The following is a 14,437-nucleotide window of genomic DNA, read 5'->3' on the forward strand; positions in this document are numbered from 1 at the left end:
GAGGTGTAAATGGTAGTGAATCCCATTTTCCTACTCACCACTACACCCGTTACCGAATGTTGCAAGGGTCTGCTGGGCAGCCTTTCGCGGACAAGCCCGCGCCTACAGGGGTCGCCGTAAGCCTGTAGCCCCCCGAACCCCTCAGGCTTTAGCAAGCTCAGGCAAATCGCCACTCAGCCCCAACGCCTGACGCACGAACAACGCCTTGGCTTCGGGCATGCCTTCGACCAGCTTCAGCCCCGTGTTACGCAGCCACCGCAGCGGCAAAGGGTTGGCCTGGAACAGCCGCTCGAAGCCTTCCATGGCCGCCATCAACGCCAGGTTGTGCGGCATGCGCCGACGCTCGTAGCGGCTGAGGACCTTCACATCCGCCAGGCGCTCACCGCGCTCGCAGGCATGCACCAGCTCTTCGGCCAACACGGCGGCGTCCAGGAAGCCCAGGTTGACGCCCTGCCCCGCCAGCGGGTGGATGGTGTGCGCTGCATCGCCGATCAGCACCAGCCCTTCCTGGACGTAGCGCTTGGCATGGCGCTGGCGCAGCGGCACGCACAGCCGCGGGTCGGCATGTTGCACCTGGCCCAGACGCCCCTCGAAGGCGCGCTCCAAGGCTTGGCAGAACGCCGTGTCGTCCAGCGCCATGATCTGCTCGGCGTGCTCCGGGGTGGTCGACCAGACGATCGAGCACCAGTCCTGCCCGCCATCGCGGGCCAGCGGCAGGAACGCCAGCGGGCCTTCGTCGGTGAAGCGCTGCCAGGCCGTGGCCCGGTGCGCCTGGCTGCAACGCACGCTGGTGACGATGGCGTGGTGCAGGTAATCCCACTCGCGGGTTTCACAGCCAGCCAGCCGCCGAACCGCAGAGTTGGCACCGTCGGCAGCGACCACCAGCGGGGTCCGCAGGCTGCGGCCGTCGGCGAGGGTCAGCAGCCAGTCATCGCCGGAGCGTCGCAGCTGTTCTAGGCGGGCATTGGCCAGCAGGCCGACGTCACTGTCGTGCAGGCGCTCGAGCAGGCCATCCTGCACCACACGGTTCTCGACGATATGGCCCAGTACGTGGGCATGCACGCTGGCGGCGCAGAAGTGGATCTGCCCGGTGCCGCTGCCGTCCCACACCTGCATGTCCGAATAAGGTGACACGCGGCGCCGGGCGATGCCCTCCCAGGCGCCCAGGCGCTCGAGGATGCGCTGGCTGGCGGCCGACAGCGCACTGACCCGTGGCTCGAACGCCGAGGCCGGGTCGAACGGTTTGACCGACAGCGGACCACCGTCCAGCAGGATCACTTCCAGGCCGCTGTGGCGCAGGGCCAGGGCCAGTGCGCTGCCGACCATGCCGGCACCGACTATCAACAGATCTGCGCGCATTTCCATGCCTTACGCCAGCCTCGCTTGCGGCTTGAGCCGCACATATAGGGTTTTATCGACCCGCGCCACCAGCTCGCCAGCGCCATCGCGGATATCGACCTGCAAACGGGGCAGGTACTTCTTGCCGCTTGCTGTCTGCTGGCGGATCTCCTCCAGCAGCGCGTCATCGATGTGGAATTCGGCAAACACCGGGCCTTTGCCAGGCGCGATGAAGTCGATGCTGGCAGCCTTGTCCCAGACGATGTAGTCGCGCCCCAGCTGCTCGATGAGCAGCAGCATGTAGAAGGGGTCGACCATCGAATACAGGCTGCCGCCGAACTGGGTGCCGACATAGTTGCGGTTCAGGCGGGTCAGCTTCATACGCACCTTGGCGCTGCGCATGTCGGGGCTGATATGCAGCACTCGGATGCCAGCACCGAGGTAGGGCGGGTAGAAGTTCAGGAGCCAGCGCAGCATGCGGGCGCGGCGGGCGAGCTTGCGGGTATCGCTCATGCCCGGCCCCGCAGGTCGGGACGGGTGCCCAGGCCCATGGCCTGGCGGGCGAACCAGCTTTTGGCCGGCGGCAGCAGGTCCAGCCCCAGCAGGCCGAGGTTGCGCCCGGCAGTAATCAGCGGCTGGTTGCTGCCAAACAGGCGTGTGACCTGGTCGGAGAAGCCGATCGTCATGGCCTGGTCGCGGCGCTGGCGTTGCTGGTAGGCCTGTAGCGTGGCCAGATCGCCGGGGTGCTGCGGCCCGCCGAGCAGCGCTTCGGCCAGGGACTGCACGTCACGCAACGACAGGTTGAAGCCCTGGCCGGCAATCGGGTGCAGGCTGTGGGCGGCGTTGCCGAGCACCACCAGGTGCGGGCGTACTTGCTCCTCGGCTTCCACCAGCGACAGCGGGTACAGATGACGTGCGCCCACTTGGCGCAGCGCGCCCAGGCGATAGCCGAACGCCTCCTGCAGCTCGCGCAGGAAAGCACGCTCGTCGAGCTCGACCAGGCGCTTGGCATCCATGCCTTGGCGCGTCCACACCAGCGCGCAGCGATTTTCCGGCAACGGCAGCAGGGCCATCGGGCCTTGTTCGGTGAAACGCTCGAAGGCCTGCCCGCAATGGGCCTCGCCGGGGGTGATGTTGGCGATCAGCGCGCTTTGGTCGTAGGGCGTGCGGCGCACGTGGATACCCAACTGCTCGCGCAGGCCGGAGCGCCCGCCATCGGCGAGCACCGCCAGGTCGCATTCGACCAGGGTGTCGTCGTCCAGTTGCAGGCGGTAGCCGCCCTCGATCGCCTGCATGGCCTTGACCTCGGCGGGGCAGCGCCAGGTGACCACCTCGCTGTCCAGCCCCTGCCAAAGGCACTGGCCGAGCCAGGCATTCTCCAGCACGTAGCCGAGCGCCGGCACGCCTTCTTCGAGGGCATCCAGGCGGGTGGCGCCGAAACGGCCGCGGTCGGACACCAGAATCTGACGGATCGGCTCGGCGCGGCGGCTGATGGCCTGCCACAGGCCCAGGTGCTCGTAAATTTGCCGCGTACCGAAGGATAGCGCCGAGGAGCGTGCGTCATAGCTGGGCTGGAAGCTGTCGCCTGGGGCGAACGGCTCGACCAGCAGGATCTTCCAGCCACGCGCCTTGGCTCCAGCCTGCAGGGCCAGGGCCAGGCTGGCGCCGACCAGCCCGCCGCCGATGATCGCCAGGTTGACCCGGCTCATGCAACGACCCCGCGCGCGTCACGCATCAACGCCTCGATCTCGGCGACCGTCTTCGGCACGCCCGATGTGAGAATTTCACAGCCGTTGCGGGTCACCACCACGTCGTCCTCGATTCGTACGCCAATGCCGCGCCATTTCTTGGCGACGTCCTGGTTGTCGGCGGCAATGTAGATGCCGGGTTCGACGGTCAACGCCATGCCCGGCTCGAGCACTCGCCACTGCCCGCCGACCTTGTATTCGCCCACATCGTGCACGTCCATGCCCAGCCAGTGCCCGGCGCGGTGCATGTAGAACGCGCGATACGCCTCACTGTCGATCAATGCCTGCACCTCGCCCTTGAGCAGCCCCAGCTCGACCAGGCCCTCGGTAATGACCCGCACCGTCGCCTCGTGGGCGTGGTTCCAATGCTTGCCCGGGGCGATCTCGGCGAACGCGGCTTCCTGAGCCTTGAGCACCAGCTCGTAGATCGCCTTCTGCTCGGCCGAGAAACGCCCGCTGACCGGGAAGGTGCGGGTGATGTCGCTGGCGTAGCAGTCGATCTCGCAACCGGCGTCGATCAGTACCAGGTCCCCGTCCTTGAGCAGCGCGTCGTTCTGCTGGTAGTGCAGGATGCAGCCATTGCGCCCGGCGGCGACGATCGAGCCGTAGGCCGGCATCTTCGCCCCGCCCTTGCGGAACTCGTAGTCCAGCTCGGCTTCCAGGCTGAACTCATGCAGCCCGGCGCGGCAGGCCTGCATGGCTCGCACGTGCGCGCGCGCGGAAATTTCGGCCGCCGCACGCATCACCTTCACTTCCGCCGCCGATTTATACAGGCGCATGTCGTGCAGCAGGTGATCCAGGGCAACGAACTCGTTCGGCGGCTGGGCGCCGAGGCGCGCCTTGGAGCGGATCACGTTGATCCACTCCATCAGGTGGCGGTCGAACTCGGGGTGGCTGCCCATGGCGGTATAGACCCGGTCGCGGCCCTCGATCAGGCCCGGCAGAATCTCGTCGAGATCGGTGATGGGGAAGGCGTCGTCAGCGCCGAAGTCGCGTATCGCACCCTCCTGGCCGGCGCGCAGGCCGTCCCACTGCTCGCGCTCAGGGTTGCGTTCGCGGCAGAACAGCACGTACTCGCCGTGCTCACGGCCGGGAATCAGGGCGATCACCGCCTCGGGCTCGGGGAAACCGCTGAGGTACTGGAAGTCGCTGTCCTGGCGATACACGTGCTCGACATCGCGGTTGCGGATGGCAACGGCAGCAGCCGGCAGGATGGCGATGCTGTTGGGGACCATCTGCGCCATCAGCGCCTTGCGCCGACGGGCGTACTCCGCCTTGGGTATGTGGCTCATGGGCAAACGACCCCCGGAACGATCAATGCAGCGATGGCTTGGGTGCGGGCGCTTCGGGCTTGGCCAGCTCGGTGAACAGCAGCAGCGGCGCGACGCGCAGGTACTCCATGACTTCCATGTAGTCGCTCTCGCCGTCTTCGGACTCTTCCAGCGCTTCCTGCACCTGCGAAATGGCCACCAGGTCCTGGAGCACTTCCTTGGCATCGGTGGACAAGTCCTTGCCACCGGCGTTCAGGCCGAAGCCGGTAATGAAGCCCTGGCACCATTGGCCCAGGGCGGCAGCACGGTCGGCCAGCGCTGCGTCATCACTGGGCAACAAAAGGACGATAGCGACGTCTTCCCCAGTGAGTTCGGCCTTGACCATCTCCTGAAGGCCGACCAGGGCGTTGCGCACGCTGTCGCCTGGTTCGGTTTCGAGCAACTGGGCAGCGTCAGCCAGCCAGGCCTCGGCATCGAAGCCGGCACCGGCGCAACTGCGACCGATCAGCAGGCCGTGCAGCTCAGCGGGAGTGACAGGGTGACCATTGCTGGAAAGCAGCATGGCAAAGGCGATGTACGGCGATTGGGTATTGGGCATGGGCTGCTAGGCGCCAGGCGGCGCATTTGACTAGAATGAAGGCCTTGTATCCTAGCACCGGCAGGCGCGCCAAGACCATCTGCACTGGCCGTCCCGCCCCCGGGACAGGCATGATGGCCGGACGATCGACGACGGAGCGAAGCGAGCGCACACCATGCAAGAGAACGCGCAAGAAAACGACCTGCAAGCGCTGATGAGCCGATTCGAGCTGCTGATCGAGCGCGTCGAGCAACTAAAACGGCAAAATGCACTCCTACTAACGCAGGAAAAGTCCTGGCGCGAGGAGCGCGCCCACCTCATCGAAAAGAACGAGATCGCACGACGCAAGATCGAATCGATGATTTTGCGCCTCAAGGCCTTGGAGCAAGACTCATGAGTTCAAGCAACAGCGTCACCGTCCAGATCCTCGACAAGGAATATTCCATCATCTGTCCGCCCGAGGAACGCAACAACCTGGTCAGCGCAGCACGCTACCTGGACGGCAAGATGCGTGAGATCCGCAGCAGCGGCAAGGTGATCGGCGCCGACCGTATCGCGGTCATGGCCGCGCTGAACATCACCCACGAGCTGCTGCACCGCCAGGAGCGTCCGGAAGTGGCCAGCGGCGGTACCTCCCGCGAGCAGGTGCGCGACCTGCTCGAGCGTGTCGACCAGGCATTGGGCGACGAGGCGGATACCAAAATCGGCTGAGCTTGATATACTGGCGCCACTCCCTGGGGGATGCGCCAGTCGGTTATGTCCCTGAGCCGATACGCACAACCACGGGGGTTGCACGCTGGGGCAGGTGTGCATGTCCGCTCGACGGAAAGCCTTAACGCCCCCTGCAATCTCCACCTTGAACTTTCGGGTTCAAGGGCTACACCGATAGCGGTTTCATCGGGGAGCCTGAATTCAAATGCCCGCCCTCCCAGGCGGGCTTTTCGTTTCGGCCAGCGTTGTTGGCCAACGCCTCGGGACCGCCTGTGCCATGACCGACACCGCGCCGCTCAGCCGCCCTCAACTGCGCCGCCTGCTGCGCAACGCCCGCCGCGCCCTGACGCCAGCTCAGCAACGCCAGGCCACGCTCGGCCTGTACCGGCAACTGGCCCAGCACCCCGTGTTCCGCCGCGCCCGGCATATCGCCCTGTACCTGCCCAACGATGGCGAGATCGACCCACGCCTGTTGCTGCGCGCCGCCCAGAAGCGCGGCAAGCGCACCTACCTGCCCGTGCTCAATGCCTGGCCGCGTACACGTATGGTGTTCCAGCGCTTCGAACAGGGCGAAACCTTGCGGCGTAATCGCTTCCGTATTCCGGAGCCGCTGACCTCACGCAAGCGGCAACGCCCGACATGGGCGCTGGACCTGGTCCTGCTACCGCTGGTCGGTTTCGATGAAGTGGGAGGACGGCTGGGGATGGGGGGTGGCTTCTATGACCGCAGCCTGGCCTACCAGGCGCGCCGCAAAACCTGGAAGAAGCCGCTCCTGCTGGGGCTGGCCCATGAATGCCAGAAAGTCGAGCGGCTGGCCCAGGCCAGCTGGGATGTGCCACTGCGCGGGACGGTATCGGACCGTGGCTGGTACCTTGCACCGCAGTGAGCCACGCCGGAAGGCGGGCTCAGCGTTGCGCCTGGGTGTGCTCGATCGGGGTCTGGTAGGCGGCGTCCATCTTTCGCTCCCAGAAACCCTGCGCATAACCGGTGGTGACGACGCCCAGGCCGAAAAGAAAGGCCAATACCCAGAGCAAATCCGGTTTGCGTTTTTTCATGGTTGCCCCCCTAAGGCAAACTGATCCGCTCGACAGCCTTCTTGGTGCTACCGGAGCGTGGTGCTTGAAATCGGCGCATTTTCCGACAACCTGCGTCGCCAAGCAAACGTTGACGCCAACCGACTGTCGGTTTACTGCAATAGGTTATTTCTAATCTTTTCCGGAGCAATACCCATGGCCTACTGGCTTATGAAATCCGAGCCCGACGAGCTGTCCATCGAAGCCCTGGGCCGCCTCGGCCAGGCCCGCTGGGACGGGGTACGCAACTACCAGGCGCGTAACTTCATACGCTCGATGAGCGTCGGCGACTCGTTCTTCTTCTACCACTCCAGCTGCCCGCAACCCGGCATTGCCGGCGTCGCGAAGATCATCGCCGCGGCCTACCCCGACCCCACGGCCCTCGACCCACAGAGCCACTACTTCGACGCCAAGGCCAGTGCCGAGAAGAACCCCTGGAGCGCGGTGGATGTGGCCCATGTACAAACCTTCAAGCAGGTACTGGGGCTTGGGTTGCTCAAGCAGCAGACCGCATTGGAAGAACTGGCACTGGTACACAAAGGCAGCCGACTGTCGGTGATGCCGGTGACCGCAGAACAGTGGTCGGCAATCATGGCGCTTGCGCGCTGACAAACTAAAACGACAAAGGGCACCCGAAAACGTAGAACCCAAGCGCCCTACCGCGAGACCAGTGTTTCAGCTCACTGCACTATCAGGTTGTTGAACAGCAGGTCCTCGACGATCGGCTTGCCCTCTTCGGTTTCCATCACCTGCTGCACCTGCTTCAACGCCTCCTTGCGCAGCGCTTCCTTGGCCTCGACGTTGTTCATGTTGTCCACACCCTGCTGGGTGAACAGCGCCACCAGCTGGTTGCGGATCAGCGGCTCATGGTGCTTGATCGCCGCAGCGGCAGCATCACCGGTCACGCGCATCGCGATATCGGCCTTGTACACGCGCAGCCGGGGGCCACCGTCGAGGGCATAGTTGCCGACCAGGGGCGGGCTGAGGTTGATGTAGGCGACCTTGGGTTCGCCTTCCTTGGGCGCTTCGGCCGCTGCCATGGCAGTTACCGGCAGCATCAGGGCCAGCATCATCACAATCCACGCTTTCACGAATTCGCTCCTCAATACAGTTGGCGCCAGCTTACCCAGCACTGCGTTCAAACCCAAGCCCGGGCTTATGCCGGCTCATCAGGGGCGGCCATGCTCGTTGACCGGCACCCTCGCCTTCCTACACTTATCGGCCATCACTCGCAAAGGAATAGCCCCGATGAAAGCCGTGTTGTGCAAAACCCTGGGTCCGGCACGGAACCTGGTGCTGGAAGAAGTCTGCGGCCCGACTCCGAAGAAGAACGAAGTGCTGCTCGACGTGCACGCCGCCGGGGTCAACTTCCCCGACACCCTGATTATCGAAGGCAAATATCAATTCCAGCCGCCACTGCCCTTCTCCCCGGGCGGCGAGGCGGCTGGCGTGGTCGCCGCCGTAGGTGAAAAGGCTGGGGCCTTCAAGGTCGGCGACCGGGTGATGGCACTGACCGGCTGGGGCGCGTTCGCCGAACAGGTGGCCGTGCCTTTCTACAACGTGCTGCCCGTGCCGCAAAGCATGGACCTGACCACCGCCGCCGCATTCGGCATGACCTATGGCACCTCGATGCACGCCCTGACCCAGCGCGGCCAGCTCAAGGCCGGCGAAACGCTGCTTGTACTCGGCGCATCGGGCGGCGTGGGCCTGGCGGCGGTAGAGATCGGCAAGGCCCTGGGTGCCCGGGTGATCGCCGCAGCCAGCAGTGCGGAAAAGCTGGCCGTGGCCAGGGCCGCGGGTGCGGACGAGGTGATCGACTACAGCCAAGGCAGCCTGAAGGACGAGCTCAAGCGCCTGACCGGTGGCCAAGGCGTGGATGTGATCTACGACCCGGTGGGTGGCGAGCTGTTCGACCAGGCCGTACGCAGCCTGGCCTGGAATGGCCGGTTGCTTGTGGTGGGTTTCGCCAGCGGCACGATCCCGCAATTGCCAGTGAACCTGGCGCTGCTCAAGGGTGCGGCAGTGCTGGGCGTGTTCTGGGGGGCCTTTGCCCAGCGTCAGCCGGAGGATAATGCTGCGAACTTCCGCCAACTGTTCGCCTGGCATGCCGAGGGCAAGCTCAAGCCGTTGGTGTCGCAGACCTACCCGCTGGCGGATGCCGGGGCAGCAATCGAGCGGCTGGGGCAGCGCCAGGCGGTGGGCAAGTTGGTGGTGCTGGCCAGGTAGGGCTGGGTTATTTGGTTGTCGTTTTTGGCCTCTTCGCGGGCAAGCCCGCGAAGAGGCCGACACAGCCACCAGCCCCTAGACCTCACGCAGGTTATGGCAACGCCGGAATCGCGCCTCCAGGTTGCGATCTGGCATCTGGTGGCTGCGCAAGGCGTTCAGGGTCTGCTCTACATAGTCCCGAGTCGAGCCATAACGCCCCTTGGCACTGGCAAGAATATGGCTAAGCAACCTATCCGGAAGGTTGCCGGCATAGCACGGCAAGTGCCGCTCCAGCACGAAGCCCAAGGCCTGCACCTTGCTGCCATCACCCAGGCGGCAGCTCAACCAGTGCGGACGATACGCCGGATAAGGCATTTCCCGCTGCCACAGCGCCATCAGCGAGTCCTCGAGGCTGCTCTCATCCAGGCGATAGGCAAAACCACTGCATGAACCGCCCCGGTCGAGCCCGAACACCAGGCCAGGCGTCTCAGGCGTGCCACGATGCTCGTGGGACCACAGGTATAACCCGCGATGGTAGCCATGCACCCGCGCGCGCTGACGCTCTACCGAATTGCACTCCGGACGCCATATAAGCGAACCATAGGCGAACAACCACACCGGGCCGCCTTTATGCTGAGCCAAGGTGAGCTGCATCGAATTGAACAATTGTTCGCGGGTAGAAGGTCGCCCGAAATCGACCATCGGGGGATAGGAATATTGCCAGGCGCTACTTTCAATTGCCGACATGATCTGCCGCCACGGTTCCACATGAACTTTTCGATAGACACTGCCACATCACGGAGCGCCTAGGCACGCCGGGACAGCGCTAACGTAAGGCATATGCGAGGAAAACCTCAACCCCCAAGGCAAAGGTTTCACCACTATTCACGACGATCGGAAAGCCATGTTTCGAGTATAGCGATAGTTGTAACCGGCGCTGCCGAAAATACCGCCCTTATAATCGGCAACTACAACTTCGGTTATTAACAAAAGGCACGCCTTTACCGCGTGCCGTTCTTCACTCAACCGCGTGGCGCGTAGGCGAACACATCCGCACGCATGCGGTGGGCGTCCATCCCGGCCTCGACCAGCGCATCGAGGGTGCCATACACCATGTTTGGCGAGCCACTGGCGTAGACGTGCACGCTGTTGAGGTCGGCGATGTCCTCGCAGACCGCTTCGTGCAGTAACCCGCAACGCCCTTTCCAGCCGCACGGGTCACTGACCACCTTGTGCAGGAACAGGTTCGGCAGGCGCTCCCACTCGGGCCAATGCTCGATATGGTAGAACTCCTCGGGTCGACGCACGCCCCAGTACAGGTGTACCGGGTGCTTGAAACCCTGCGCGCGGCAATGCTCGACCAGGCTGTGCATCTGCCCCATGCCAGTGCCTGCGGCGATCAACACCAGCGGACCGTCGGGCAACTCCGCCAGGTGCGCATCGCCGAACGGCAGCTCGATACGGGCCATGCCGTTACGCTGCAACTGCGCGACCAGGGCCTGGGCACTGCTCTCGCGGGCCAGGACATGCAGCTCCAGGTCGCGCCCGCCGTGTGGCGCGGACGCCAGCGAGAAAGCGGCCTGGTCCGCGCCCTCACGCTCGATCAACAGGTACTGGCCGGCGTGGTAGCGCGGCAGCTTGCCAGCCGGCGCCCGCAGGCGCACGCGCCAGACATCGCCACCTACCTCGAGGCACTCGCTGACCGTACACGCCAGCTTGCGCACCGGCAGCTCACCCAGGGCCAGCACGCCATCCCAGAGCAGCACACAGTCTTCCAGCGGCTCGGCGATGCAGGTGAACAGCTCGCCGTGGTCACGCACCTGACCGTCCTGGCGAACACGCCCTTCCACCAGGAGCGCGGCGCAGACATGGCAATTGCCATTACGGCAGCTACTCGGGCAGTCATAGCCCAGGCGCCGCGCGGCATCCAGAATCCTCTCGCCCGGTTCGATCGCCAGTACCGCACCGGACGGCTGCAAGGTCACCTGCATCAATCTATTCCCAACTGGTCCCACAACTCATCGATACGGCGGGTGACGGCATCGTCCTTGACGATGGCGCGGCCCCATTCGCGTGTAGTCTCGCCCGGCCACTTGTGGGTCGCGTCCATGCCCATCTTCGAGCCCAGGCCCGAAATGGGGGACGCGAAGTCCAGGTAGTCGATGGGCGTGTTGTCGATCATCACCGTGTCGCGCTTGGGGTCCATGCGGGTGGTGATGGCCCAGATCACATCGTTCCAGTCGCGCGCGTTGATATCGTCGTCGGTGACGATAACGAACTTGGTGTACATGAACTGTCTCAGGAACGACCACACACCCAGCATCACGCGCTTGGCATGGCCTGGGTACTGCTTCTTCATGGTCACCACTGCCATGCGGTAGGAACACCCTTCCGGCGGCAGGTAGAAGTCGACGATCTCGGGGAACTGCTTTTGCAGGATAGGCACGAACACTTCGTTCAACGCCACGCCCAGGATCGCCGGTTCATCCGGCGGGCGCCCGGTGTAGGTGCTGTGGTAGATCGGGTTGCGCCGGTGGGTGATGCGCTCGATGGTGAACACCGGGAAGCTGTCCACCTCGTTGTAGTAGCCGGTGTGGTCGCCATAGGGGCCTTCGGGGGCCATTTCACCCGGATGAATCACACCTTCAAGGATGATTTCTGCGGTGGCGGGTACCTGCAGGTCGCTGCCGCGGCACTTCACCAGCTCCGTGCGGTTGCCACGCAACAGGCCGGCGAAGGCGTATTCGGAAAGGGTATCGGGCACCGGGGTGACAGCACCGAGGATGGTGGCCGGGTCCGCGCCGAGGGCCACAGCCACCGGGAATGGCTGGCCAGGGTGCTTTTCGCACCATTCCCGATAGTCCAGCGCACCGCCGCGGTGGCTGAGCCAGCGCATGATCACCTTGTTGCGGCCGATCACTTGCTGGCGGTAGATGCCCAGGTTCTGCCGCTCCTTGTTGGGGCCACGGGTGACGGTCAGGCCCCAGGTAATCAGTGGCGCCACATCGCCCGGCCAGCAATGCTGGATCGGCAGCGCGCCAAGGTCGACATCGTCACCCTCGACCACCACTTCATGGCACACCGCATCCTTGACCACCTTCGGCGCCATGGACACGACCTTCTTGAAGATCGGCAGCTTCGACCAGGCGTCCTTCAGGCCCTTGGGCGGTTCGGGCTCCTTGAGGAAGGCCAGCAGCTTGCCGATTTCGCGCAGTTCGTCGACCGACTCGGCGCCCATGCCCATTGCTACCCGCTCCGGGGTACCGAACAGGTTGCCCAACACCGGCATGTCGAAGCCGGTGGGCTTTTCGAACAGCAGCGCCGGGCCTTTCGCGCGCAGGGTTCGGTCGCAGACTTCGGTCATTTCCAGGACGGGGGAAATCGGAACCTGGATGCGCTTGAGCTCGCCGCGCTGTTCCAGGCCACGGATAAAGTCGCGCAAATCGCGATACTGCATGCAGAAGCCTCGTGTTGGCCGTATCGGTCGGGGTGCAAAGTGTAGCGCCGTTCAGGCCGCAATGGCCAAAGGGCAGACAGCAAAAAGCCGGGTTCCCCCGGCCTTTTGCATGATTCGACGATCTTACTTGCGCTTCATCGACAGGAAGAACTCGTCGTTGGTCTTGGTCTGCTTGAGCTTGTCGACCAGGAACTCGATGGCGGCTACTTCGTCCATAGGGTGCAGCAGCTTGCGCAGGATCCACATGCGCTGCAGTTCGTCGTCGGCGGTCAGCAGCTCTTCGCGACGAGTACCGGACTTGTTGATGTTGATGGCCGGGAACACACGCTTCTCGGCGATACGGCGGTCCAGCGGCAATTCCATGTTGCCGGTACCCTTGAACTCTTCGTAGATCACTTCATCCATCTTCGAGCCGGTTTCGACCAGCGCGGTGGCGATGATGGTCAGCGAACCACCTTCCTCGATGTTACGGGCGGCACCGAAGAAGCGCTTGGGCTTTTCCAGGGCGTGGGCGTCGACACCCCCGGTGAGCACCTTGCCGGAGCTCGGGATCACGGTGTTGTAGGCACGCGCCAGACGGGTGATGGAGTCGAGCAGGATGACCACGTCCTTCTTGTGCTCGACCAGGCGCTTGGCCTTCTCGATCACCATTTCGGCCACTTGCACGTGGCGGGTTGGCGGCTCGTCGAAGGTAGACGCGACCACTTCGCCGCGCACGGTGCGCTGCATCTCGGTCACTTCTTCAGGGCGCTCGTCGATCAGCAGGACGATCAGGTGGCACTCGGGGTTGTTGCGGGTGATGTTCGCTGCGATGTTCTGCAGCATGATCGTTTTACCGGCCTTGGGCGGTGCGACGATCAGGCCGCGCTGGCCTTTGCCGATCGGGGCGCACAGGTCGATGACACGACCGGTGAGGTCTTCGGTGGAGCCGTTACCGGCTTCCATCTTCAGGCGATCGTTGGGGAACAGCGGCGTCAGGTTCTCGAACAGGATCTTGTTCTTCGCGTTTTCCGGACGGTCGAAGTTGATGGTGTCGACCTTCAACAGGGCGAAATAACGCTCCCCTTCCTTCGGCGGGCGGATCTTGCCGACGATGGTGTCGCCGGTGCGCAGGTTGAAGCGGCGGATCTGGCTGGGCGAGACGTAGATATCGTCAGGGCCGGCCAGATACGAAGCATCTGCCGAACGCAGGAAACCGAATCCATCCTGGAGAATCTCCAGCACGCCGTCACCCGAGATCTCTTCGCCGCTTTTCGCGTGTTTTTTCAACAGGGCGAAAATCACGTCCTGCTTGCGCGAACGGGCCATGTTTTCGATGCCCATCTGTTCGGCCATTTCCAGCAGATCGGTAATCGGCTTTTGCTTGAGTTCTGTCAGGTTCATAAGGGGAGTGACGTAATCATGTAAGAAGGGAGAATTAAGCTTCTGGCTTAATGAAGCCGCGCCGCAAGATTGGCGACAGGATCGCGTACTGATTCGAATTAGGGATGCGTCGGCGACGGCGTGCAGAGGGCACTGGAGAAGCAGTGCGAGGCCGAATGTAACACTTGCTTTTTTCGGCGTCTACTGGTTTTGACTCGGCAAACATTGCCCTGCGGCAACCCCAGGACAAAGAGAAAGCCCCGCGTGCGCGGGGCTATTCGGCTCACAGGTGGGCGTCGAGGAACGCAGCCAGCTGGGACTTGGACAGTGCACCGACCTTGGTGGCCTCGACGTTGCCGTTCTTGAACAGCATCAGCGTCGGAATGCCACGCACGCCGTGCTTGGCCGGGGTTTCCTGGTTGTCGTCGATGTTCAGCTTGGCGACGGTCAGTTTGCCCTCGTAGGTAGAGGCGATGTCGTCCAGAACCGGAGCGATCATCTTGCAAGGGCCGCACCATTCAGCCCAGTAATCGACCAGCACCGGGCCTTCGGCTTTCAGCACGTCGGCCTCGAAGGTGGCGTCGGTGACGTGTTTGATCAGATCGCTGCTCATGGATATCTCCAGATTCGTAGGCAAAAAACGTGGCCCATCATAGCCGCACCCAGTGACGACAGGAAGCCGAACTCGATTGAGT

General features: G+C 63.7%; 17 protein-coding genes and 1 other RNA gene. 6 read left to right on the plus strand and 12 right to left on the minus strand.

What is annotated here, in order from left to right; all coding sequences use genetic code 11:
* Nucleotides 1–141: 141 nt before the first annotated feature.
* The 5 genes from RAC97_RS14715 to RAC97_RS14735 are packed head-to-tail and all read right to left on the minus strand — an operon-like array spanning nt 142 to nt 4,955.
* Nucleotides 142–1,359, minus strand: a complete 1,218-nt coding sequence (locus RAC97_RS14715; protein WP_375100015.1) for a 2-octaprenyl-3-methyl-6-methoxy-1,4-benzoquinol hydroxylase — start codon at nt 1,357–1,359, stop codon at nt 142–144.
* 9 nt (nt 1,360–1,368) lie between these two features.
* A complete protein-coding gene (locus tag RAC97_RS14720; protein WP_375100014.1) occupies nt 1,369–1,851 on the minus strand; it encodes a DUF4442 domain-containing protein in 483 nt (160 codons plus the stop codon).
* Nucleotides 1,848–3,047, minus strand: a complete 1,200-nt coding sequence (gene ubiH / locus RAC97_RS14725; RefSeq protein ID WP_375100013.1) for a 2-octaprenyl-6-methoxyphenyl hydroxylase — start codon at nt 3,045–3,047, stop codon at nt 1,848–1,850. Before ubiH ends, RAC97_RS14720 begins: the two co-directional genes overlap by 4 nt.
* Nucleotides 3,044–4,378: a Xaa-Pro aminopeptidase gene (pepP, locus tag RAC97_RS14730; protein ID WP_375100011.1), complete on the minus strand. Its 1,335-nt coding sequence runs from the start codon at nt 4,376–4,378 to the stop codon at nt 3,044–3,046. Before pepP ends, ubiH begins: the two co-directional genes overlap by 4 nt.
* A gap of 22 nt (nt 4,379–4,400) precedes the next feature.
* Nucleotides 4,401–4,955, minus strand: coding sequence for a YecA family protein (locus RAC97_RS14735; RefSeq protein WP_375100009.1), 555 nt, complete (start codon nt 4,953–4,955; stop codon nt 4,401–4,403).
* Between the two features lie 154 nt (nt 4,956–5,109).
* Between RAC97_RS14735 and RAC97_RS14740 the strand changes: the two genes are divergently transcribed.
* The 4 genes from RAC97_RS14740 (at nt 5,110) to RAC97_RS14755 (ending at nt 6,531) form a co-directional block, all read left to right on the plus strand.
* Complete coding sequence (locus tag RAC97_RS14740) at nt 5,110–5,331, plus strand: TIGR02449 family protein (RefSeq protein WP_375100007.1); 222 nt, start codon at nt 5,110–5,112, stop codon at nt 5,329–5,331.
* The gene (locus RAC97_RS14745; RefSeq protein WP_375100005.1) at nt 5,328–5,645 is read left to right on the plus strand and encodes a cell division protein ZapA; all 318 of its coding nucleotides are present in this window, start codon (nt 5,328–5,330) and stop codon (nt 5,643–5,645) included. Before RAC97_RS14740 ends, RAC97_RS14745 begins: the two co-directional genes overlap by 4 nt.
* Before the next feature lie 17 nt (nt 5,646–5,662).
* Nucleotides 5,663–5,842, plus strand: a non-coding RNA gene (gene ssrS / locus RAC97_RS14750) — 6S RNA.
* 80 nt (nt 5,843–5,922) lie between these two features.
* Complete coding sequence (locus RAC97_RS14755) at nt 5,923–6,531, plus strand: 5-formyltetrahydrofolate cyclo-ligase (protein ID WP_375100003.1); 609 nt, start codon at nt 5,923–5,925, stop codon at nt 6,529–6,531.
* A gap of 19 nt (nt 6,532–6,550) precedes the next feature.
* Here RAC97_RS14755 and RAC97_RS14760 read toward each other — a convergent pair whose 3' ends face one another.
* Nucleotides 6,551–6,700, minus strand: coding sequence for a hypothetical protein (locus RAC97_RS14760; RefSeq protein ID WP_375100002.1), 150 nt, complete (start codon nt 6,698–6,700; stop codon nt 6,551–6,553).
* A gap of 174 nt (nt 6,701–6,874) precedes the next feature.
* Between RAC97_RS14760 and RAC97_RS14765 the strand changes: the two genes are divergently transcribed.
* Nucleotides 6,875–7,327 (plus strand): EVE domain-containing protein, encoded by a 453-nt coding sequence (locus RAC97_RS14765; RefSeq protein ID WP_375100000.1) that lies wholly within the window; start codon nt 6,875–6,877, stop codon nt 7,325–7,327.
* 71 nt (nt 7,328–7,398) lie between these two features.
* On the opposite strand, the gene RAC97_RS14770 is transcribed toward RAC97_RS14765, so the two are convergent.
* Entirely contained in the window at nt 7,399–7,809 is a 411-nt protein-coding gene (locus tag RAC97_RS14770) for a flagellar basal body-associated protein FliL (protein ID WP_375099999.1), read from the minus strand.
* A gap of 157 nt (nt 7,810–7,966) precedes the next feature.
* Here RAC97_RS14770 and RAC97_RS14775 point away from each other — a divergent pair, with 157 nt between their 5' ends.
* Nucleotides 7,967–8,944, plus strand: coding sequence for an NADPH:quinone oxidoreductase family protein (locus tag RAC97_RS14775; protein ID WP_375099997.1), 978 nt, complete (start codon nt 7,967–7,969; stop codon nt 8,942–8,944).
* A 75-nt stretch (nt 8,945–9,019) separates the two neighbouring features.
* On the opposite strand, the gene RAC97_RS14780 is transcribed toward RAC97_RS14775, so the two are convergent.
* From RAC97_RS14780 to trxA, 5 genes are all read right to left on the minus strand, one after another.
* Nucleotides 9,020–9,670, minus strand: a complete 651-nt coding sequence (locus tag RAC97_RS14780; RefSeq protein ID WP_375099996.1) for a gamma-glutamylcyclotransferase — start codon at nt 9,668–9,670, stop codon at nt 9,020–9,022.
* A 275-nt stretch (nt 9,671–9,945) separates the two neighbouring features.
* A complete protein-coding gene (locus tag RAC97_RS14785) occupies nt 9,946–10,914 on the minus strand; it encodes a CDP-6-deoxy-delta-3,4-glucoseen reductase (protein ID WP_375099995.1) in 969 nt (322 codons plus the stop codon).
* Nucleotides 10,914–12,380: a 4-hydroxy-3-polyprenylbenzoate decarboxylase gene (gene ubiD, locus RAC97_RS14790; RefSeq protein WP_375099993.1), complete on the minus strand. Its 1,467-nt coding sequence runs from the start codon at nt 12,378–12,380 to the stop codon at nt 10,914–10,916. Before ubiD ends, RAC97_RS14785 begins: the two co-directional genes overlap by 1 nt.
* A 123-nt stretch (nt 12,381–12,503) precedes the next feature.
* The gene (gene rho / locus RAC97_RS14795) at nt 12,504–13,763 is read right to left on the minus strand and encodes a transcription termination factor Rho (RefSeq protein ID WP_375099992.1); all 1,260 of its coding nucleotides are present in this window, start codon (nt 13,761–13,763) and stop codon (nt 12,504–12,506) included.
* Between the two features lie 262 nt (nt 13,764–14,025).
* Nucleotides 14,026–14,355: a thioredoxin TrxA gene (trxA, locus tag RAC97_RS14800; RefSeq protein ID WP_375099991.1), complete on the minus strand. Its 330-nt coding sequence runs from the start codon at nt 14,353–14,355 to the stop codon at nt 14,026–14,028.
* Nucleotides 14,356–14,437 lie beyond the last annotated feature (82 nt).

Origin of the sequence: Pseudomonas sp. LS_2 (genome assembly GCF_042709235.1) — a bacterium.
Taxonomy (GTDB): Bacteria; Pseudomonadota; Gammaproteobacteria; order Pseudomonadales; family Pseudomonadaceae; genus Aquipseudomonas.